The sequence below is a fragment of the Laspinema sp. D2d genome (genome assembly GCF_025370755.1).
Taxonomy (GTDB): Bacteria; Cyanobacteriota; Cyanobacteriia; order Cyanobacteriales; family Laspinemataceae; genus Laspinema.
Map to the genome: position 1 here is coordinate 40,649 of NZ_JAMXFC010000016.1, position 22,065 is coordinate 62,713.

19 protein-coding genes are annotated in these 22,065 nt (G+C 47.7%); 12 read left to right on the forward strand and 7 right to left on the reverse strand.

Annotated elements, in window-relative coordinates:
* Positions 1–181: 181 nt before the first annotated feature.
* The gene (locus NG796_RS12730; protein WP_261207194.1) at positions 182–739 is read right to left on the reverse strand and encodes a hypothetical protein; all 558 of its coding nucleotides are present in this window, start codon (positions 737–739) and stop codon (positions 182–184) included.
* Between the two features lie 1,287 nt (positions 740–2,026).
* On the opposite strand from NG796_RS12730, the gene NG796_RS12735 reads away from it, so the two are divergent.
* The 3 genes from NG796_RS12735 to NG796_RS12745 all read left to right on the forward strand — a co-directional run bounded on the left by NG796_RS12735 (position 2,027) and on the right by NG796_RS12745 (position 5,139).
* Complete coding sequence (locus NG796_RS12735; RefSeq protein ID WP_261207195.1) at positions 2,027–2,827, forward strand: M23 family metallopeptidase; 801 nt, start codon at positions 2,027–2,029, stop codon at positions 2,825–2,827.
* Between the two features lie 228 nt (positions 2,828–3,055).
* Positions 3,056–3,535 carry a hypothetical protein gene (locus NG796_RS12740; protein ID WP_261207196.1) on the forward strand — a complete coding sequence of 160 codons (480 nt, stop codon included), beginning with the start codon at positions 3,056–3,058 and terminating at the stop codon, positions 3,533–3,535.
* A 44-nt stretch (positions 3,536–3,579) separates the two neighbouring features.
* Positions 3,580–5,139 carry a serine/threonine protein kinase gene (locus NG796_RS12745; RefSeq protein WP_261207197.1) on the forward strand — a complete coding sequence of 520 codons (1,560 nt, stop codon included), beginning with the start codon at positions 3,580–3,582 and terminating at the stop codon, positions 5,137–5,139.
* Between the two features lie 91 nt (positions 5,140–5,230).
* On the opposite strand, the gene NG796_RS12750 is transcribed toward NG796_RS12745, so the two are convergent.
* Positions 5,231–5,722: a hypothetical protein gene (locus NG796_RS12750; RefSeq protein WP_261207198.1), complete on the reverse strand. Its 492-nt coding sequence runs from the start codon at positions 5,720–5,722 to the stop codon at positions 5,231–5,233.
* A 138-nt stretch (positions 5,723–5,860) separates the two neighbouring features.
* Here NG796_RS12750 and aroA point away from each other — a divergent pair, with 138 nt between their 5' ends.
* The 3 genes from aroA to NG796_RS12765 all read left to right on the forward strand — a co-directional run bounded on the left by aroA (position 5,861) and on the right by NG796_RS12765 (position 8,830).
* Positions 5,861–7,213 (forward strand): 3-phosphoshikimate 1-carboxyvinyltransferase, encoded by a 1,353-nt coding sequence (aroA, locus tag NG796_RS12755; RefSeq protein WP_261207199.1) that lies wholly within the window; start codon positions 5,861–5,863, stop codon positions 7,211–7,213.
* Between the two features lie 106 nt (positions 7,214–7,319).
* Positions 7,320–7,949 (forward strand): hypothetical protein, encoded by a 630-nt coding sequence (locus NG796_RS12760; RefSeq protein WP_261207200.1) that lies wholly within the window; start codon positions 7,320–7,322, stop codon positions 7,947–7,949.
* A 461-nt stretch (positions 7,950–8,410) separates the two neighbouring features.
* A complete protein-coding gene (locus tag NG796_RS12765) occupies positions 8,411–8,830 on the forward strand; it encodes a hypothetical protein (protein ID WP_261207202.1) in 420 nt (139 codons plus the stop codon).
* 166 nt (positions 8,831–8,996) lie between these two features.
* Here NG796_RS12765 and NG796_RS12770 read toward each other — a convergent pair whose 3' ends face one another.
* A complete protein-coding gene (locus NG796_RS12770) occupies positions 8,997–9,461 on the reverse strand; it encodes a CAAD domain-containing protein (protein ID WP_261207203.1) in 465 nt (154 codons plus the stop codon).
* 392 nt (positions 9,462–9,853) lie between these two features.
* On the opposite strand from NG796_RS12770, the gene NG796_RS12775 reads away from it, so the two are divergent.
* Positions 9,854–11,203: a hypothetical protein gene (locus NG796_RS12775; protein WP_261207204.1), complete on the forward strand. Its 1,350-nt coding sequence runs from the start codon at positions 9,854–9,856 to the stop codon at positions 11,201–11,203.
* 195 nt (positions 11,204–11,398) lie between these two features.
* Here the strand turns inward: NG796_RS12775 and cobS are convergent, their stop codons facing one another.
* Positions 11,399–12,211, reverse strand: coding sequence for an adenosylcobinamide-GDP ribazoletransferase (gene cobS, locus NG796_RS12780; RefSeq protein ID WP_261207206.1), 813 nt, complete (start codon positions 12,209–12,211; stop codon positions 11,399–11,401).
* A 208-nt stretch (positions 12,212–12,419) separates the two neighbouring features.
* Here cobS and NG796_RS12785 point away from each other — a divergent pair, with 208 nt between their 5' ends.
* The 3 genes from NG796_RS12785 to NG796_RS12795 all read left to right on the forward strand — a co-directional run bounded on the left by NG796_RS12785 (position 12,420) and on the right by NG796_RS12795 (position 14,432).
* On the forward strand, positions 12,420–12,875 hold the full coding sequence (locus NG796_RS12785) for a hypothetical protein (RefSeq protein ID WP_261207208.1): 456 nt from the start codon (positions 12,420–12,422) through the stop codon (positions 12,873–12,875).
* Between the two features lie 146 nt (positions 12,876–13,021).
* Positions 13,022–14,134 carry a tRNA guanosine(34) transglycosylase Tgt gene (tgt, locus tag NG796_RS12790; protein ID WP_261207209.1) on the forward strand — a complete coding sequence of 371 codons (1,113 nt, stop codon included), beginning with the start codon at positions 13,022–13,024 and terminating at the stop codon, positions 14,132–14,134.
* A 160-nt stretch (positions 14,135–14,294) separates the two neighbouring features.
* Positions 14,295–14,432 carry a photosystem II reaction center protein K gene (locus NG796_RS12795; protein WP_009768893.1) on the forward strand — a complete coding sequence of 46 codons (138 nt, stop codon included), beginning with the start codon at positions 14,295–14,297 and terminating at the stop codon, positions 14,430–14,432.
* A 267-nt stretch (positions 14,433–14,699) separates the two neighbouring features.
* On the opposite strand, the gene NG796_RS12800 is transcribed toward NG796_RS12795, so the two are convergent.
* Entirely contained in the window at positions 14,700–15,263 is a 564-nt protein-coding gene (locus tag NG796_RS12800; RefSeq protein ID WP_261207210.1) for a glutathione S-transferase family protein, read from the reverse strand.
* A gap of 188 nt (positions 15,264–15,451) precedes the next feature.
* Between NG796_RS12800 and NG796_RS12805 the strand changes: the two genes are divergently transcribed.
* Positions 15,452–16,795 carry a pentapeptide repeat-containing protein gene (locus NG796_RS12805; RefSeq protein ID WP_261207211.1) on the forward strand — a complete coding sequence of 448 codons (1,344 nt, stop codon included), beginning with the start codon at positions 15,452–15,454 and terminating at the stop codon, positions 16,793–16,795.
* Between the two features lie 135 nt (positions 16,796–16,930).
* The gene (polA, locus tag NG796_RS12810) at positions 16,931–19,852 is read left to right on the forward strand and encodes a DNA polymerase I (protein ID WP_261207212.1); all 2,922 of its coding nucleotides are present in this window, start codon (positions 16,931–16,933) and stop codon (positions 19,850–19,852) included.
* 311 nt (positions 19,853–20,163) lie between these two features.
* On the opposite strand, the gene NG796_RS12815 is transcribed toward polA, so the two are convergent.
* Both NG796_RS12815 and NG796_RS12820 read right to left on the reverse strand, forming a co-directional pair.
* Positions 20,164–20,970 carry an MOSC domain-containing protein gene (locus NG796_RS12815; RefSeq protein WP_261207214.1) on the reverse strand — a complete coding sequence of 269 codons (807 nt, stop codon included), beginning with the start codon at positions 20,968–20,970 and terminating at the stop codon, positions 20,164–20,166.
* On the reverse strand, positions 20,967–21,962 hold the full coding sequence (locus tag NG796_RS12820) for an FTR1 family protein (RefSeq protein ID WP_261207215.1): 996 nt from the start codon (positions 21,960–21,962) through the stop codon (positions 20,967–20,969). The genes NG796_RS12815 and NG796_RS12820 overlap by 4 nt, the downstream gene beginning before the upstream one ends.
* Positions 21,963–22,065 lie beyond the last annotated feature (103 nt).

Here is a 22,065-nt window from a genome sequence, read left to right on the forward strand (position 1 = left end):
GCCGTACAAGAGTGAAAGTCTTGGATTGAGGGTCTAATTGATTTAGACGGGCTATATCTCTTAAAGGAATCAGGTTGCCAGAGGCTAAATTATAGAGGCGATCGCCCTTTTAGTGCGGGTCCCAAGTTGATAGTTTTTCTCCTTTAAAAGAAGGGGTACGGCATCGCTGTACCCCGGGGATTTACTCCATTTCAAAATAATCTTTAGCCGCTTGCTGAGTATCATTTCCCAATCGAGTAATCAGATACTCGCTATAAGCGGTATTATTTAACGGAAAACTGGAATTTTCCAGAATAAACTCAGGAAATATCGCGGTTAAATCAGAAGTTCCTTCTTTGCCCTGGCGAGGAATTTTATGATTAACAATTCGATATCCCTGAGAATTTTTATTTAAAATCAATGCTATGGGAAAACTACCCCCTCGCTTCTGGAAGAGTTGATTATTTTCCACATCATATTCATGACAGACCACCCACAAATATTGATGAATTTCTCGTTTTTTGGCTTCTATTCCATAGACCTGGTACGCGCAAAAGGTACGATTCACCAAAGCATCTACTCCGACAATATCTTTAATAAAGTGGGAGTTTGCCATGTACTCAGCCGTGGCTTGTTCAATGTTAAAGGAACTGTGGGAGTTGAGGCCGGACTCTCGGCTGTCGCACCCCCCAAGCATCAAGGCAGCGGGAAGGAGAGGCACACCGATAAACCATTGAAAGAATAAGGACAGTGTACGCATTGCTATAAGGTAAAGTTTATAGATAGAGTTTTGCCTGCATGGTCTTAGGGGTATGACTTTAGCAAGCGTGTCCTTTAAGATTCGGTTAGACTGTGACTGATTCTAGACAAATCTTTCCCCTATTGATGTAATAGTTTATACTCAACAGGGGTTAGTTTTTAAGAAAGAAGATTAAAAAATATTAAAATTTTTCTGGGTCAGGGATAATTCGGAGGAATTTGTCATAAATCTATCAGAAAATGAGGGGCTGGCTGGGTGATGAGGGAAAATGCCGGACGAGGCGATCGCGCCTAGAACGAGTGCTGTAGAGCATTCCATCGCCTGATTCAGTAATTTAGGCCACCCAGTTAAAACAGTTTAGGGAATTGAACTCCTACAGGGATTCAGCCCAGGCGGGAGAAATTTAAAAAATAGGATTAAATAGACCAGAACATGAACTCAGCAGTTTTTTAGGGAATTTTTATTAAATTGAAACCGGGGGAGGGTGCAGGGATACAAAATCATAGTTTAATCCCATCGGACTGGGATCACTTTCATCGGGATATGTTTTAAGAGGGGATCTGGGGGCGCAGCATGAGGAGTGCAGAATACCAAAAGAAGAGAGATGCCAGTTCTTAGAGAGAAAATTGGACAGCGATCGCCCTAAATTTAAAGCAATTAACGGGTATAAATTGGGAATAATAGTGTGGCCTTTAGGGAAGAAAAATTTTTCCTAGGCTTAAAGGCTTATCCCGTAAGCAAATTTCACGGAAACTTTACAAGATCGGAGCACAACCTTGACAATTCCCTCTAGCGTATATAATAATCTCCAGGGACAATAAAATGAATGGGATTCAATGCTAAACTTCATTGAACCGTTTAGAGGGTGCTAGAGTAAACTACCATTGGTCAACGCTCATGAATATTGCGGTTTTTACGGAGCACAATTCCCGGGAATCTACTGCTCAGAGGAAACAAGCAAGCATTCTTTAAAATTCAGGGTGCGCCGGACTAGAACGGGCAGCAGTGAACTGGATGCCCAATCTTAAAGGGGGAAAGTCGGTCTATCCCAGACTACCCACTGATTTATCATTCATTACAAAAAATTTGCAGGAAGTAACCGGATGAACTGACCCACTCGCTGAAAAGCAAGAGACGTAAATTGGATGGCAATCGTAAATTTAAACCAGCTCACCCCTTCATTTTTACTCAAGGGTTGAGCGGTGAAAAATCTCCAGCGATCGCGCCTCGCTTTCAGGTTAACTGGGGCAGTTCACTTGCGGGTGACCCCCTCTCAGGTGAAGGAAAATGAAACCAGGAATTTTGTCTACCACAGCACTCGTGATTGCACTTGGCTTTACAGGTTCAGTAACTGCTCAACCCGGTGTCAACTACGACACGCGCACCCAAGCGAGCTCAAAACGTGACCCGGATTCGGTTAGAAAAACGCCCTCAACCCAGACCCCTTCTCTACGCCAGCACAATGCCAGAGTTGCGGCAGGCATCGAGATCAACAAACAGGCGATCGCTGCTATCAGCCAATTTTTGAATAACCAGGACCCCCCTAGCCCTAGCAGCGAGCTCCTCCCGCTTCAGACCCTCGATGCACCGGCTATCTCCCCGGAATTACCGCCCCTAGCGGCTGCCAGCATTTACTTACCCGAATTAGCCCCGACGATGAGTGGCTATCTTTGGCCCGCCCAAGGGCTCCTCTCTTCTGGCTATGGCTGGCGTTGGGGACGGATGCACCACGGGATTGATATCGCTGGACCCATCGGCACTCCCATCATGGCTGCCGCCAGTGGGGTGGTGATTACGGCAGAATGGCACACGGGAGGCTATGGTAACCTCGTGGAAATCGAACATTCTGACGGCAGTATTACCCTCTACGCCCACAACGATCGCATCCTGGTCAACAAAGGGGATCAAGTCCAGGGGGGCCAATTAATCGCGGAAATGGGCAGTACCGGCTTTAGCACTGGACCCCACTTGCACTTTGAAGTCCATCTTCCTGAACAAGGATCTGTCAATCCCCTGGCTTATCTTCCCGAATCGGGATTATCTGCTCGATTGCCTAGAGCATCGGTGCCTACTGCATCGGTTCGGTAATGTCCCAGGGTTTGAGTGGGTGTGCGATCGCCCTGTATCCTTCCAGATCCTTAGGGCGTCAACTTCCGGAAACCCACTCAAAGCTCCTGTGTCCTACTCCAATTCGGGTAACTTCTGTAGAAGTTATCCGCTTTTTTTTAGGGGGTTTAGCATCGCTACCGTTAAGGCTGACAAATCAGACCGGCTTCGTTAAAATCAAGGGCGATTCTTGCGATCGCACCCGCTCCCATGAACCACTCATCTCCCCACCCATTCCGTCTTTCCCTTTACGTGCTGCTCCTCCTGTTATTAGCCAGTTGCACCCCGAGGAAAACCAGTGAGTGCCGCCGCCTAATTCAAGCCCTAGACCAAGGTACGACCACCTTGAACCGCTTAGAACTCACGCCGATGACTGGAAGTCCGGCTGCTGATGCAGTGGAACGCTCCATTGAAGGGATCAAAACCGTCCAATTAACAGACGAAACCATTATTAGCTTTCAAACCCGGGCAGTCGCCCTTTACCAACAAATCGCGACCACTTTGCGAGAAACGAGCGGCATTGCCACAATGGTGAGCAATCTCGAACCCACGCCGAAAGGGTTACAAACCCGAAACACGGCTAAAGCGCAAGTCGCCTCAGCGATCGCCTCCATCGAACAATCCACCCAAGATGCCACCGTCCTACTCGCTGAAATCGAGCAATACTGCCTCCCCCAATCCCAACCCTAACTAACATCTCCCCCATCTCCCCCATCTCCCCCATCTCCCCCATCATGAGTTACTGTCTGAATCCAAGATGCCCCAATCCCAGCGATCCCGTCAATGAAAATACCCGCTATTGCTCCGAGTGTGGCTCTGATTTATTAGTAGCAGAACGCTGTCGAGCGCTGCAACTCCTGGGTAGCAACAGTTATGAAAAAACCTTTGAAGTAACTGAAGCGGGAACCGCCAAAATTTTGAAGGTTCTCCAAATTGATGATCCCGTAGCCGTAACTCTGTTTCAACAACAAGCTTTACTGTTAGGAAAAATTCAACATCCAGGAATTCCCCAACTCCAACAAGGCGGATACTTCAGCTTTGCCGCGACGAATAGTGCCACGGCGGTGCATGGGATGTTGATGGAAAAAATTGAGGGTCTCAATTTAGAGCAGTGGATGAAAAATCGCGGCTATCAACGGATTTCTCAAGACTTAGCGCTCAAGTGGCTCCAACAAATTGCCGAAATTTTACAGCCGATTCATGCAACCCCTTATTTACACCTGAATATTAAGCCCAGTAATATTATCCTGACGGATTCAGGACAATTGGTCTTGATTGATTTTGGTACTGCTAGACAGGTGAGTGCGAGTTATTTACGCACAGTGGAACTCTCTCCTCGTCTGAAGAGTATTGACTCGGGAGGCTATACGCCACCGGAACAACTCAAACATGAAGCGGTAGCGCAGTCGGATTTTTTTGCTTTGGGACGAACGATGGTGTATTTGCTCACCGCTACGGACCCGTTAAGCTTTTATAATCCAGAGACTTCCGACTTTTCTTGGCGCGATCGCGCACCGCAAATTTCCGAACGGGTGGCGGATTTGATTGATCGCCTGATGAATCCGGCCCTGAGTCAGCGCATCCAAACGACGGAAGAAATTTTACAGCAATTAAGGGAATTGCAACCCCAAGTGACGCAGATGGAATGGGGATCGGAGTCACGGGAGGCAGTTGCGCCCTCCCTGAGTCGAGAAGTAGTTAGATCTGGGACTCTAGTTTTGCCCGGGTTGCAACTGCCTAGCTTTCCTCAACTCCTCCCGGGGACTGGGGTGGAAACTATTGAGGCGACACCGCGTTGGAAAGGCGATCGCAAAGGGTGGCGATTGGCTGGAGTGTTAGGGATTTGGGCCATCATTGGATTAGTTGGGGGAATGGGTTCGTGGTTTTTACTCACGCGAACCAGTAGCGCCTATCAGTGCCAAAGATTGTTAGCGGTGATTGATGAAGGGGGACAACAAGTGACTCAAATTGAGGGAACTGATGCGACTGCCGCTAACAAAATGGCCCAACATCTCGATCGCCTTGCGGAAGAATTGTTAGGGATGAAAATATCCAATACTGAAGTTCAAACCTATCCGCTACAGTTGGGGAAAAGTTACCAACAATTGAGTTTATCCTTTCGGCAAATTGGAGATGCGATCGCCATTGTGGATGCCGCCCCTTTATCTAAAGCCGGTTTAGACCAGGTAAAAGCTGCCCGTAAAAAAGCCGAAGAAGCCGGTCGAGCCGCCGCCCTCGCCGCCAAAACAGCCGATGGAGTTGCCGGACAAATTCATAGCTACTGTAAACAATAGGTTGAATCCAATAAAACCAAAGCAAAATTAAGCCAAACTTACCGGAATTTGGGTTAAAAAATTCCCTATTTTTGGCTTAATTGATTAATATTTAAAGATGAATTTCTAGGTTTAAAATATAGTGCCCTAACTGAACATTTTGGGACCAAAGTTCGTATTCGAGGCGCAAATGTTCAGGAATCGGGCGACCGGACAGGGTTAAGCTGCGAGTATAATTTCTCATTCGTAACTGGCCGTTGCTGCCGTCGGTTTCATTTTGTAACCAATAGCGGCTCGTTCCATACATTCCGCGTTCCCACTGGTGACGATAGCTAAATTGACCATTCCCCTGCATCGTCATAATCACTCGGTAGGGAGAAATTTCTAACCACAAGAGTCTCGAAGTAATCGCAGTGGGTTCGGGACTGACTTCCGAAGTCGAAGCTGACTCCTGAAAATCGCTCAGTGCCGGTTCAGTGAGGAGTAAATGAAATCGCTCTTGGTCTTTTTGATAAAGCGTAGCAGCGGTTTCCACGACAGACCAGAGGGGGAGGTCAGTCGAGATCAAGCAAAGGCTTACAGGTTTGCGGCGATGGGTCAGCATGAGGGTTGTAACGAACAGCGTGTGAAGAGTTTTCCAACAATCGACAAGACTAGGGTCGTACCGCTTCAATTTTAGTATGTCAGCAGAGTCAAGAACAGTGTAGGATTGCCCTAAGCCATCCCATCACAGTTTAGCCCAATGCCCAGTTCGATAGTAAATGTAAGAATTACGGAATCTCAGCAACAATTAACCATCGATAGACCGGCGCAGGGTTTATCCGTGCAAGGACGGATCCGAGTGCCGGGTGATAAGTCAATTTCCCACCGAGCTTTGATGTTGGGGGCGATCGCCAAGGGTGAAACCACGATTGAGGGGCTGCTATTGGGAGAAGACCCTCGGAGTACCGCCCGATGTTTTCAGGCATTGGGGGCAGAAATTTCTCCCTTGAATGAACAACGGGTGCGGGTGCGTGGTGTTGGGGTCGGTCAATTAATTGAACCGACGGATATATTAGATGCGGGAAATTCTGGGACGACGATGCGATTGATGCTGGGCATCCTGGCGAGTCATCCTGACCGATTTTTTACCGTAACGGGGGATAAATCCCTGCGATCGCGCCCCATGTCTCGGGTGGTTAAGCCTTTACAACAAATGGGTGCTCAAATCTGGGGTCGCAATGGCGGTTCCCTGGCTCCTCTAGCCGTTCAAGGTCAATCCTTACGGCCCATTCATTATCACTCACTGATCGCCTCGGCTCAGGTTAAGTCTTGTATCTTACTTGCAGCTTTGATGGCAGAGGGAACAACCACGATCACGGAACCGGCAGTCTCGCGGGACCACAGCGAACGGATGCTTAAGGCATTTGGGGCAGAAATTACAACGGATCCCGACACGAAAAGCGTGATGATTACGGGACCGGCTCAACTTCAAGGGCAATCGGTAATCGTGCCTGGGGATATCAGTTCGGCGGCATTCTGGATTGTAGCAGCAGCGATCGTCCCAGATTCAGACTTAACCATTGAAAATGTCGGGATCAATCCCACCCGGACCGGGATTTTAGAGGCCCTGGAGATGATGAATGCGGATATTCAATTAGAAAATGAGCGGATAGTGGCGGGGGAACCTGTAGCGGATATCCGGGTGCGTCATTCGCAACTGAAGGGTTGCTCTATTGGTGGGGATATCATTCCCAGACTGATTGATGAGATTCCAATTTTGGCAGTGGCGGCAATTTTTGCTGAGGGTCAGACGGTGATTTCTGATGCGGCAGAATTGCGGGTGAAAGAGAGCGATCGCCTTGCGGTGACGGCAACGGTACTCAATCAAATGGGGGCGAAAATCACTGAGTTGCCTGATGGGTTGGAAATTACTGGCGGGACGCCCTTAAGTGGGACGGATGTCGAGAGTTATGACGATCATCGAATTGCCATGAGTTTGGCGATCGCTGCCTTGAATGCCAATGGAACAACCACGATTCACCACGCCGAAGCTGCCGCTATTTCTTACCCGGATTTTACAGCGACTTTGCGACAAGTTTGCGAAGAATGCTGATTCAAACGTGATCGTTTAAGTCGGTTTTAAGGGTAAACATGAACTTAAGGCGATCGGAATTTAAAAACTTTTCTAAAATCCATTCGAGCAAATCAGGAGAAATCCAATGTCTGAACCGAGTTCTAACCCAAAAAGCCCCCTGGGGTTTGATGAAATCATTGCCATTTTTGTGGCTTTTTCGACCCTAGGTACAATTTTTATATTATCCTTCCCTAGCACCGAGAGGGGCTTAAATATTTTTGAAACGGGAACCAGTGCTCCCACCTCGGAAAAGCTGGCCCCCGGGGAGCAAACCCCTCAAACCCCGGTCAATTCAACGGTCAATCCCGGACAAGTTCCCGCAGTTGGCCCTCAGTCCACCAATCCGGCAACCTCCCCCCAAGGAAATTCAACCGCTTGGGGTGGGTTGGCACTCCCCTTTTTCTCCCCCAACCCCAATGGGAACCCCACAGAAGCACCCACTGGGGAAGGATCAACCGAAGTAACTTCGCCCTCAGACGAGACACCGACGCTTTCCAGTCCAACTACCGAGGAAACTCTCCCCACAGAATCAGGAGAGACCCCAAAGCCCACCTCGTCTCCCTCGGCAACTCCTACAGACGAGACACCGACGCTTTCCAGTCCAACTACCGAGGAAACTCTCCCCACAGAATCTGGAAAGACCCCAAAGCCCACCTCATCTCCCTCAACAACTCCTACAACTGAAGGGAAAACAGACTCAACCCCCAAACCTTAGTCCTTAAAAGGTTGATTCCCTTGGAAGACAACCGGGTTTTTTGATAAAATCTCTGCCCATCCGTAGAAAATGAGGAGCAAAAACTGTGTTTTTGCTCTTTTTAATCTAAATCCCTTTAATAGACTTCTTGCAAAATAGCGGATTGATCCCCCCAACCCCCCTCATTAAGGGGGGCTTTTTAGAATTTTGCAAGAGGTCTAGTCTAAATCCCTCGCCTAAAAATTGCTCAGACCCGACCCTAACTCTTTTATAGGTGCTTGGAGGGGACCCGCCACGAAGAACCTTGAATTCTGTAGGGGGATGGGGAGGAAAGGGTCTAATAACCGGCCCTAGAGTCTGGATGGGGTTGGTCAATGAGAACTTAATTTTAGAAAAATATACAAATTGAACTCCTGCATGAGAAACCCTTAAAAAATATGGGAATACTGGGAAAAAGGTAAGGTAATGGAGCGCACGGAATTATGCTGCGCCAGATCAAACATATCTTCTCGACTGTGCGGACATATTCTGATCTCAGTCCCGATTTGTACATTAGGAAGCAGGTAAATCAGACTTTATGTGAACGGACTAACTTATCCCTAGATGAGTGGTTTAACTGTTTTTGGCGATCGCGTGAAATTTCTTTTTCAGTGGTGAGTTTTGTTTATATTCAATTGGAAAAATATTCAGGCTTACAAATGGGGAGAGTGTTACCCGGGGATCGCTTAGAGCAAGATTTACAGTTAACACTTGTCTCCTGGTTTGACTGGAATCTTTATCTCTGTGACGATTTTTTTGATGTGTTTGGTATAGATATTGGCGATCGCTTTGACCTCCAAACGATGGGAACCATCGAAGATCTGGTCCTGTGCCTCCATCGTCTGAGTCGTCCGCCTTCGTGAGCAGTCCAGGGGTTCAAAAATAACTCAATCCCACCTATAGTCGGAAGTGTTCAGGCCATAGGGCGGACAAATTGACCGCCCCAATTCATCGAAGTTAACGCGCCGTGGCGATCGCCAACCCCAGAATTTCCAAGACTTGCATCAAACCGCAAGACCGGGAAAATAACTACGAAGAATGGTGACCAATAACTTGGTCTTTGATGGCTGAAATATCCTGGACTAACTCCTGACGGTTAGAGGCCCGGAGTAAATAGCGATAGACAAACCAAGCCGAGTATCCAATTCCCACAAATTCAAAAAATGGCGCAAGCAGGGGAACATCATTCACGGCATCCACCACGGCGAGGATCACTCTGACTGTCACTAATGCCGACAAAAACAGTCCGACGGTAACCAGGGGTCGTTGGTATTCACTGACAAAACTGGTGACATAGAGCGGCAGATCCCCTAAGATCCCCGTGACGCTATCGACGATTTCCTCAAATTGACTCGGTTCTTGAGTAGCCGGAGAGAAAGGAGCCAACGCCCCGCCTTCTGCGGCGTTAATCTCGATTCTAAGTTGTTCCGCTTCCTCAGCTAACTGGGCAGATTTTGCGCTGGCGATTGCTTCGGTTTCAGTTTTAGGATTCATAAAATAGTTTTCCTTGACGAACAATAACTGGATCGTAGCTTGTGACCGGAGCAGTTTGCCAACCTTCAGAGGTATTGCGATCGCTGAAATTCCGGGTCCAGAGCCATCTGGCTGAGACCTCAATCAGTCCCACAGGCTTATCGGGTGGGAATTTTGCGGTTTAAGACCCAAAGATCTCTTTTGTGGCAATGTTGCCTTGATTTTAGAAAGGAATCTAGGAAATTTGAGCAAATTAGAGTCCGTCTTCTTGATTTGTAGAGATTTATCCCAGAACTAATAAACCGGACTTATCCATCTATTGAGCCATTGGGGATCTACCCAGGGGATTAAACGGGTGAAAGGCTAAGGATCAGGCAAAATAAGATGGGAATTGATTAGACGCTATTTTGACCATGAATGCAGATTATCAACAGTTGCAACAACAACTCAACCATCTGAAAGAACGCTTACCGGGATTGAGCAGCCGCCTTTCACAAGCGGCGGTGGAACTGAAAGAAGCAGGAGTACCCGTAGATGAACGACTCAGCGAGCAACTGATAGCGTATCGGCAGGAGTTTGCGGGGCTAAAATCACGGGCGATCGAGCTGGCAAAAACTTACTCCGTGCCCGGAGTGGTAGCACCGACGCAGATTTCTTCGTTGCACGATATTCAGGGCGTCTTACACGCGATCGCCCGGTCTGGAGGAGAAGTCAACGAGTCCCAAAAAGCCCTGTACTACATCGATCGCTTTTTATCCCTAACCCATCGCGATCAACCGCATTTTGCGCCGTTAGAGGAAGCGAAAGGCAAAGCGCGGGAATTACGCCACATTATCCTCAACTCCTCCCCGACTAATTTTCCCCCGGATGTCCCCGCGTTACTTTCCGGTCAACATCCCTGTTGTACCTTCCTGAGTCTGATTGAACCGGATGCCAATATCGCCGATGAAGAGTGGGAAAGAATGCAGGAGGTTTGCGGGCGAGCCTTTGGCAAACCCTTGACCCTGGCCGCGAGTCGAGGCAAACTACAATTTTCGGGGACCGTAACAGCCCCAGCGCCGACGGTAACGGCCCCAGCCCCGAAGGTGACGGCCCCAGCAGCATCACCGCCTCGGCGATCGCCGGAAATGGTCGTAATTGCCGGGTCTACTGAAGCAGTGGAACCCACGGATACGGAAGCGGAAGTAGAACGCTTACTTTCGCAACAACCCGTTTCCCCTCCGTCTAATTTGCCCGATGTGATTATTCTCCCCAGTTCCGATGACTCCCCCTCCCGGAGTCAGGTTGCTCCCCCGAACCCGAATTTTGCCCCAACTCCGCCGAAGATGTCAGGGCTTTCCGGTGTGGGAATCGAGGTGGGATTAAATGTTTTGGTTCATATTGAACGAATCGGCGATCACCAGTTTCATGAACATGAATTTGCGGGAACCCGGGGGAAAGCCCTTCGCCTCGAAGCCTTTGCTCTGGAAATCAAACCGCCGATTCCTGGATTGGGGATTCGCTATATGGCCCATATCCAAGGGAGTGGAGATACGCCTTGGGTGACTGAGGGTGAGTGGGTTGGTGCTCGCGGTTCGGGTTTGCGGATTGAGGGTTTGGCGATCGAATTAACGGGTCCGGAAGCGCCGAATTATGCGGTTTATTACAAGGCGCATATTGAGCGAGTGGGAGATACTCAGGAGTTTTCTAATGGTGAATTCTGCGGACGGCGTGGCATGGGACTACGAGTAGAAGGGATTGAAATCCACATTGATCGCAAGTAGGGCAATGGGACAGGATTTAGATTGAGAGGACAAGAAACCGGGTTTCTGGATAGCTTTTGTTGCTTTCTTGTCACAGAAATTGCCAATAAACTCGGGTTCTGCACCAACTCAAAGAGAAGAAACCGGGTTTCTGGATAATTTTTGTTGCTTTCTTGCCACAGAAGTTGTCCAGAAACCCGGTTTCTAATTGCCGGTTTATAGTCCGGCTAAGAGACAGAGTAAGAGGGCTTCAGTCCATTCGACGACGGCACCATAGGTATCGCCGGTATGACCCCCGAGTTTGTAATTAAACCAGGCCCCGGTGAGGATGGCGATCGCGCTGCCGCCGGTGACCATTCCGGCGGCTAAAATCCAGGAATTGCCATCGAGGAAGAATTGCACCCCACTCAAGGCAACCAAACATAGAAAACCGGGAAGTAAGTCCCAGGGCGACCCTAGAGAATCCTGGTGAATGGCTCCTTTGCCTGAAACTTTTAAATAGGGATAACGGGCGATCGCCACTAATTGTCCCCACCGTCCCCAACCCGCAGCAGCCATTAAAACCACCGCCCGATTGGTACTTAAATCACTCAAGGCTGCGACTTTTAAGGCAATCAGGGCAACCGCTGCCATGACCCCAAATGCGCCGGTGACACTATCGGCCATCACTTCTAAGCGGCGATGGGGTTCTTGGACGGCCAATCCATCCCCAGTATCGATCGCCCCATCCAGATGTAATCCGCCGGTAATTCCAATCCAGGCCACAATCACTAGGGTGCTGCGCGTCAGTCCCGGCATGGCTAACCCCTGCAATAGGAGATCCAAGAGGCTCAGGATCGCCCCGATCGCCACTCCGACAAAAGGCGCATACCGAGCAATGCCACGGAACTCCAAGGTCCAACTTAGGGGAACGGGCAAACAGGTATAGAAGGCGATCGCTGCTGCCAATCCCGAACCGAGAGTTCTCAATCGGGCTACTTTCGTCTCTACAAACTCAACAACCCGTCTCACCCGGCGATTATCCCTCATAGTCAAAATTTGTATTTTTTTTCCGCCATTCTACTGATACATCCACTTTATAACCTGTGCCAAAATTGAATTGACGAGCGTTATCCTTGGCCGAACTCCCTTCGGCATGACGCGCAAAGCTTTCTTAATATTCCCTCTATAGGGCACCCAACAGAGGGTCTCAATTCCAAACAGAGGGTTTCGATTGTAAATTAAGGGCGGTTTCTCTATGATGCCAGATCAATCTCCTACTAGCCTGCCTGCTCCCTGCATTGTCGATACGGGTACTGTGGTCAATAAACAAGATATGTATAGACTCCTGGCTGATTTAGGCCGAGTCCGTTATGCACATTTCCAAGAGGGTCATCTCCAAACCCAAGGGGAAGGCTATGTCATGGAAGTTTTTGCTGATCCTCAACGTTCAACCCTGATCGCCAATCATCGTCTCTATATCAATGTGCAGAGTTTTGATTGTTTAGAACTCAAACAATCTTCTGAATCTGAATCTTACTTCGATCTCGTTCAAGATGACCGACAATTACGGTTACTTCCCGTCTCTAACCCACTTCAGGAGCAATCTACGCGAACCCTCGATAGTGCAGCTGCGTTAGAGGCTGTCTTGCGAGAGGTGCTCATTGCTAAATTAGATGCGGAAATTGATGATGAGGGAATGCTACCTTTTTGAGTGGCGATCGCGCATCCCCGTTTAACCTTAATTTTTCCGCCCTTCTCCTCGTTCTTAAACCCACATTCTACTGACTATGATTGAAAAATAACATATTGCCAATATGCTGGTATAATGAGTCGAAATTTACAGAGTAATCATTAATTTTGGGTCGCGATTTTACGTTTCAGTGTCAGGGTAAATGCAGCCACACTCACGCTAGGGCGGGGGTCTGGATGACGCCTCATGGCCCGGTAGAAACGCCCATCTTTATGCCTGTGGGAACCTTAGCTACCGTGAAGACCGTTACACCGGCCCAGTTAGAGGCAACGGGCGCTCAGATGATTTTGGCGAATACCTACCACCTGCACCTCCAACCCGGAGAAGATATTGTCGCTGCAGCGGGAGGGTTACACCGCTTTATGGTGTGGGATGGCCCGATTCTGACCGATTCCGGTGGATTCCAAGTTTTTAGTTTAAGTGAACTGCGGACCATTACTGAAAAAGGGGTGACCTTTCGATCGCCCCGGGATGGACGCAAGATAGAAATCACCCCAGAACGTTCGATTCAAATTCAGAACAAACTGGGGGCTGATGTAATTATGGCCTTTGATGAATGTCCCCCCTATCCCGCATCCCGAGAAGCGGTAGAGTTGGCAACTGCCCGAACTTACCGTTGGTTAGAACGCTGTATCGAGGCTCATAGTCGGTCCGATCAAGCCTTATTTGGGATTGTGCAAGGGGGCGTTTACCTCGATTTACGCTTGCAAGCGGTGGAGGCCCTGACTAAGTTAGACTTACCGGGCTATGCCATCGGCGGGGTCAGCGTGGGTGAACCGGGGGAAACCATCTCAGAAATCGTCAGGGCCACTGCGCCAAAACTGCCGGTAGAGAAACCGCGCTATTTGATGGGAGTCGGGACTTATCGAGAAATGGCCCAGGCGATCGCCTCCGGGGTCGATTTATTTGACTGCGTTATCCCCACCCGATGGGCGCGACATGGGGCCGTTATGGTCCAAGGGGAACGGTGGAACATTAAAAATGCTCAATTTCGGGAAGATTTTACCCCCCTAGATGAGACTTGCTCTTGTTACACCTGTCAAAATTTTTCACGGGCGTACTTAAATCATTTGTGGAAATCTGGGGAAATTCTGGTCTATACCTTACTCTCGATTCACAATCTCACGGAACTGATTCGATTTACCAAGCGGATTCGGGAGTCAATTCTGAGCGATCGCTTTACGACAGACTTTGCTCACTGGTTGGAACCGACGCCCTAGGGCCTAGGGTTCGGGGAGGAGTTCGCGATCGTTTGAGACCCCAAGGACAAGAAACCCGGGTTTTGTGCCGATGCTCTGGCAGAAAAATGATATCCCCATCCTCCCTTATGTTAAAATCTGTGTCGATTATGAAATTTCTGTTTGAGAGGGAGATATCAACATGGAAGCAGCACTATTACTGGCAAAACTACCCGAAGCCTACTCGATTTTCGATCCCCTGGTAGATGTTTTGCCAATTATCCCCGTGTTTTTCTTGTTGCTGGCTTTCGTGTGGCAAGCAGCGGTCGGTTTCAGATAAATTACCGACTTCCATCCAATTTCAAGGTTATCAACAAGGAAAGGGGCGCTCAGTTGAGCGCCCCTTTCCCGATCTAAACAACAGCGTTCAGTCTAGCCGTTCCTCCCTCTAAATGCCTTTTGGCTTCCCTGTTTTGAAGGGGGACGGGAGGGGGATCAATTCGGGATGAAAGCAATAAGTTTACTAGATGTCTTCCAAGCTATGGATTTGATCCGCCCAACTCCCCCTTATTAACGCCAATCGGTTTTTTAGAATTTTGCAAGAAGTCTACTGAGCACGGGAACCGATGGTTTTCTGAAAAGCGGGCCGATCGCCGATGCGTTTGATATACTCAACCACGGCTGGATATTCGCTCAGATCCAACTTGAGCATCATTTGGCTGTAGGCCAACATGGAACCGACGGCGACATCGGCAACGGTAAACACTTCACCCAACAAAAAGGGATGAGTGCTAAAAATTTGATTCAGGGGCTTCATTAATCGACCCAATTCGCGATCGCGGTTGGATTCAATAAAAATTCCGGGACCGAATGTGGCATTAGCAAAGATCACCCACTGACTCAGGGTCGCTTGTTCTTCTGGGGATTTCCCCGCATTGCCGTATTTTTGGGCCAAGTACACTAAAATTGCCCCGGATTCCCAGAGTTGAAACTCACCATCTACAATGGCCGGGACTTTTCCCACGGGGTTAATCTTTAGATATTCCGGCTGTAAGTGTTCCCCGGACTGCATATCTAGCAGCACAAATTCATAGGGAATCCCCAATTCTTCCAAATACCACTGGACGATTGATGCGCGAGAACGCGCACCGCCATAAAGTTTTAACGCCACTGTGATGACTCCATCTGTTGCGATAGGTTATTCTCAAAATTTTAAGGCGTCCAGAGAACGTCACCTTGATAGATGACATAAAAGGGCGATCGCCCGGGGTTCCCCAGCAGTCGGGGACGGTTCAAAACCCAAACCCCATTGATTTACAGTGGTAGATAACTGCGATCGGTTGCCAAGCTTCGGGAGTTATGCAAGACAATAGCCAAAATTTCTTTCGCGTCCCACCAGAATTACCCAATCCAGCTAACCCAAGCTCGGAAAGCCAAAACCCGAACTTTCTGGCCCACGATTTACGCAATAAAGACCTGATTGGTGCATCCCTACGCGGAGCCTATCTGCGAGATGCCAAACTCAGTGGCGCTAACTTAAGCGAAGCGATTCTCTGTTATGCCGACTTGATTGGGGCCGATTTAAAAGGAGCAAACCTGAGTGGTGCGGATCTGAGCGATGCCAACTTAAACTTAGCAAATCTCAGTGAGAGCAACTTAACTGGGGCTAACTTCAAAGGAACACTCTTAGTCGGCACTGATCTGAGTGAGGCGGATCTACGCGGTGCCAATCTCAAGGGTGCTAATTTAATTGGGGCCAAACTTGCGGAAGCGAATCTCAGTGGTGCCAACCTCAGCGGAACGGATCTCAGTGAAGCTGATCTGCGGGGGACGATTCTGCAAAAGGCGGTTTATGACTTGAGAACCCGCTTCTGTGAGGGTCTCGACCCGGAAACCACCGGCGCTTATTTAATTGGTTCTGATGTTTCCCTCCCTGGAGCCAATCTGAGTGGGGTAGATTTGACCGGATTTAACCTGAAACGCGCCGATCTCAGGGGGGCGAATTTGCGCTATGCCAAGTTAATCGGGGCAAATTTAGAAGGGGCGAATCTCTTTAGGGCAAACTTGAGTGGTGCCAATCTCACTGGGGTCAATTTTAAAAGCACGAACCTGCAAAAGGCGGTTTACGATTTAAAAACCATCCTTAGCGAAGGGATTGATTTGAGTTTGGCAGGAGCCTACTGGATTGCTCCGAATGTCTCCTTGTCGGAAGTGAATCTCGTAGGGGTGGACCTCAGTGGGGCGGATTTACGAGGGGCAACGTTAAGTAGTGCCAATTTAAGCGAAGCGGATATGACGGGAACGGATTTGTCCCGGGCGAACCTCAGAAAAGCCTATTTAGCGGATGCGAATATGAAAGGGTCAGATCTGCGGGGTGCGGATATGATTGGCGCGAGTTTAAATAAGGTGAATTTGACTCAAGCGGATTTGCGCGAGGCGGATTTAACTCGGGCTGATTTGCGCGGGGCTAATTTAAAATGGGCGGATTTGCGCGAGGCGGATTTAACGGGGGCCAGTTTGAATCAGGTCAATTTGGTTGAGGCGGATTTGCGGGGGGTGGATTTAACCCGGGCTGATTTGCGCGGGGCCAATTTGAGCGGGGCGGATTTAAGAGAGGCGGATTTGACAAAGGCGAATTTACATTGGGCGAATCTGGATGGAGCCAATCTCACGGATGTGGATGTCAGTACGATTATTCACTAAGGGGTGAGGAGTTTAGGGAAGTCTTGGGAGTGGGGTGCGATCGCTTTTGTCTTACGAGGGGTGCTATCTGGGGGTCTCCCCGGCTTGAAGTTCGATACAATGGTTTAGTATATTTCTGACGGGGACGGATTGATCGTGTCTGCAACTTCTCCTACTTTTATCCTGGTTGATGGTCATTCTTTGGCGTTTCGCTCCTATTATGCGTTGGCAAAAAGTCGGGATGGGGGTTTGAGTACCTCAACAGGGATTCCCACAAGTGTCTCGTTTGGATTTCTCAAGTCGCTGATTGAGGTGATGGCGGTTCAGGACCCGCAATATTTGGCAGTGGCTTTTGATTTGGGGTTGCCGACGTTTCGCCATGAAGCGGATGATACTTATAAGAGCGATCGCGCGGAAACTCCAGAAGATTTTATTACGGACCTTAAATATTTACAAGAATTGCTCACGGCGCTGAATTTGCAAATTGTTACAGCCCCGGGTTATGAAGCGGATGATGTGTTAGGAACGCTGGCAACCCAGGCAAGTGAGGCGGGTTTTCAGGTAAAGATTTTAACGGGCGATCGCGATTTATTTCAGCTTGTGAATGCTGAAAAACAAATCAGTGTCCTCTATTTAGGTCGCGATGCCTTCGGGCGTTCTGGGAGGGCAAAATCCCAGGAATTTGGGCCAGAACAGGTGCAAGAAAAGATGGGAATTCCGCCGGAATTGGTGGTAGATTATAAAGCTCTTTGCGGCGATGCTTCAGATAATATTCCGGGGGTAAAAGGGATTGGGGATAAGACGGCGATTAAGTTGCTGACGACTTATGGTAGTTTGGATAAAATTTATGAGGCGATCGCAGACATTAAAGGCGCGAATCGGAAAAAACTAGAAGAAGGAAAAGACGAAGCCTATCATTCTCAACATTTGGCCCAAATTGTCGTTGATGTCCCCTTAGAACTAGAATTAGACCAATGCCAATTACGCGGCTTTGATGAAGTTGCCGTTATCTCTCATTTAGAACAACTGGAATTTAAGTCATTTCTCCCTAAAATCAAGCAACTTCAGCAACGATTTGGGGGAGTATCTTTAGTCCAAACGGAAGAGAGAGAAACTCCTGAAAGTCAGCCTATCACCTCTACTTTTTCATCCCACGATGATGATACCTCTTTTTGGACAGCAGAAGAAACAGAAGCGGTAAAAGAAGTAGCCCCATCGCCGATTAATCCCGCAATTATCGATACGCCTGAGAAGCTGGAAGAATTAGTCAAGCGGCTGAAAACTTACACCGATTCGGCGCATCCTGTGGCATGGGATACAGAGACGACGGATTTAGAACCCCGAGACTCAGAATTAGTGGGAATTGGCTGTTGTTGGGGAAGCGGTGAGGATGATTTAGCCTATATTCCCGTGGGACATAAAACCGGACAAAATTTGCCATTAACTCAGGTACTAGAGGCATTGCGTCCTGTATTAGAAAATAGCAATTATCCGAAAGCCTTTCATAATGCCAAATTTGACCGTCTTGTGTTGCGCTGTCAGGGAATTAAACTCGCCGGAGTAGTCTTTGATACGCTGCTGGCGAGTTATTTGATTAATCCGGAAACAACACATAATCTCACCGATGTGTCAAGGCGATATTTAGAAGTTACCGCAGAAAGTTATAAAAATTTAGACTTGACAAAAGGCCAAACCATTGCTGATTTAGCTATTTACAAAGTAGCCCAATATTGTGGATTAGATGTGTTTACAACCTATCAGCTAGTGGGGAAACTGCAAGTAGAACTGGCGGATAAATCACCACTGCATCAACTGTTAATAGAGGTGGAACAACCCTTAGAACCCGTATTAGCAGAGATGGAATATACGGGAATTAGAATTAATAGCGACTATTTAGAGACTTTTTCCGAGCAGTTAGAGGACCAATTGCAGGAAATAGAAACAAGAGCCTATCAAGAGGCAGGGGAAGAATTTAATTTAGGCTCTCCTAAACAACTGAGTTATATTTTGTTTGAAAAATTAGATTTGCCAATTAGTAAATCTCGGAAAACGAAGACAGGTTACTCGACAGATATAGCAGTGTTGGAACGTTTACAAGGGGAACATCCCTTGATAGATATAATTATTGAGAATCGCACCTTAGCCAAATTAAAATCAACCTATGTTGATGCACTCCCCAAGATGGTACGGAAAGATACTCAGCGGGTGCATACAAATTTTAACCAAGCGGCAACGGCAACAGGACGATTGTCTTCTTCTAACCCAAATTTGCAGACTATTCCGATTAAAACGGAGTTTTCACGTCAAATTCGGTCGGCGTTTTTGCCAGAACCGGGGTGGTTATTGGTATCAGCAGATTATTCCCAAATTGAGTTACGGATTTTGGCGCATTTGAGTCAAGAACCAGTATTGATTGAAGCCTATCAGAATAACCGAGATGTGCATACGGTGACGGCGCAATTGCTGTTTGAGAAAGAGACAGTAACGGCAGAAGAAAGACGGATGGGAAAGACGATTAATTTTGGGGTGATTTATGGGATGGGTTCGGTCCGATTTGCACGGGCGATCGGCAAAACTTCTCAAGAAGGGAAGCTGTTCATCAAGCGGTTTTATGAACGTTATGGCAAGGTTTTTGAATGTTTGAATGGGTTGCAAAAGCAGGCGATCGCCCAAGGGTATGTCGAAACGATTTTAGGGCGGCGGCGATATTTTGAATTCCAAGGAGATAGTCTTAATCAGCTTAAAGGAACCGATCCAGATGCGATCGATTTAGACAAGTTGAATAAGAAGATGGGGATGCAAGATTCTCAGAATTTGCGGGCGGCTGCTAATGCACCCATTCAAGGATCAAGTGCTGATATCATCAAGGTAGCAATGGTGAAAATGCACGAGGTTTTAAAGGCGTATCAAGCCCGGTTATTGCTGCAAGTTCATGATGAATTAGTGTTTGAAATTCCTCGGGATGAATGGAAGGAGTTGCAACCCCAAATTAAGTCTACAATGGAAATGGCTGTCCCGCTTTCGGTTCCGTTAATGGTGGATATTCATGCGGGAGATAATTGGATGGAAGCGAAGTAAGGAGGGTTAGAATTACCCGGAATTTGCACTCTTGGGCTTGATTAACCCTCTCACTTTGAATTCCGTATTGGCAATATCGGGGTGTGTGGGGGTCGAGGTGTAATTTTAAAAACTCGAATCCCTCACAAGCTGCCGATCGCCCTCTCGGATGATGTTTTCTGATCACTGGAGTAAAGAGGTTGGCATCTAATCAGGGTGGGTAACATTATGCCTCTGTGCGATCGCCAGTCCAGAACAAAGTATCTCATTTACGGAGGCAAGGGGGAAACCCAGGGTTCTCCCTTGGGAAAGTTGTATAAATATCCAATTTCCTAGCTGCCTACTGCGGTAAGCCGATCGCCGATTTTCACGGAACCTGGTGTAATAATTTTAGCCAGTACGCCGGTTTGTAAATGACCATAGCGGTTTTTTAGAACCGATAATAAGTTTAAATTGCGATCGCCATTGTCTGGATCAACTTCAATATTTGCACAGCGTCCAATTCTAGCCGTAATCACAATCTTTGCTTCTCCTAAATAAAATTCTTCTCCAATTCCATTAAATTCTTCCCAAGGTAGCGTTTCTTCTAGTAAAATATTCGGTCGAAATCGTCCTACATCCACTAAGGTTGCACAAGCTTCACTTAACTCATCTAAAGTGGCTTGACTCATCAGAGAAATATGGACAGGTGCCCGATCAGGATAGCGGGTTTCTCCACTGCGACTCCCGACTAATTGTAAGGGGGAATACTGAGGATGTCGGGCTTCTGGGGTGGGTTCGGCATCGGTGAGAAATCCGGTAAAAAAAGCACTAATGCGATCGCGTTCGGCTGGAGTTTCTGTTGCCGATTCCAGGAGGGTTACTCCCTGATAACGAACGGTTAAGCAGTCACTCTGGGGGTCATATAAACACTGCAATTTTGCCAATTTCGGCCAGTCATTTTGTACGGCAAAATTTCCTTTACTCATCCAAGGAACCAGGGGGTCAGGTGGAGTTTCCCTGTCATCTAAAAACATCAATGCAAAAGCGCGATCGCCTCGGATACCCCAATTCTCTTCTAGGGTGACAGCTTGGATTGGATGGGGTGTTAATCCCTTAATGGGATAGGAAAATAACTGTTTAACTTTAGCTTGTTTCAATGACTTAATCCTCTCTTACTTTCAGAACCCTGTATTCCCGTTTGCTTTCCGGTAATGCTTTGAAAATATAAGCTTCCTGCGGTGATTAAAAAGATTAGATAGGCGATAGCTTGAAGGAGATACAGTTGCGATCGGTATCCAAATAAGGCTTTTAAAACTACGCCAGGAAAGCGGTTATCTGGGAGAATTTGAGTTGCATCCCACACTTGCGGTCCCAAAATACAGGAATCGGTTCCGGCATGACACCAACTGCTAAACTGAGGGGCGATCGCGCTGAATTCTATCACCGCTAGATTAGCATTTTTTAGGGCAGAAATGACTAATCCGGAAACGATTAATAGTAATAATACTCCCATAATTTGGAAGAAAAGGCGGAGGTTAATTTTTACCCCCCATTTAAATAGCAAAGTGCCAATTGCAAAAGCCCCAATTAACCCGGACAAAGCACCCAATACTGGAGTCCAACCGCGCTCAAATTGAGCTAAAATAAACACGACGGTTTCAAATCCTTCTCGGAGAACTGCTATAAAAATTAGGGTAAATACGCCCCAACCAGCTTGATATTCTAGGGAATTTCCGGAGTTTTCGCCCGGTTCTTCTAGGAGTTGGGGGGGAGTATTTTTTTCAAATAAAGCGGCATTTACGGCCCCTTCTACCTCGCCTTTGAGGGATTTGGCTTGTTTTGTCATCCAAATTAACATCCAACTCAGCATGGCGATCGCAATCAGACAAAATCCCGCTTTTAAACTCGGTGCGATCGCCGGTGCATACTGCCAATCGGACTGTCCCACGGCTTGCAGAATTCCCCCGAAGACAATCCCTACTAATGCACTGGCAACAATTCCAGTTCCTACTCCTGCATATACCCAAGAATTAAGCTGACTTTGTTGGGCTTTTTTCAAACAAGCTAACACAATCCCCACCACTAAGGCGGCTTCTACTCCCTCCCGTAATGTAATTAAAAATGTGGGTAATGCTGCACTGAATTCCATAGTTATAAGTTAGATAAAATAGTGTTTTAAACTCCAACGCTTACCCCTGTAAAGTCTTGTTAAATTAGCGATATTCTCCTAGACTTTTATTTGTAAATTGGCT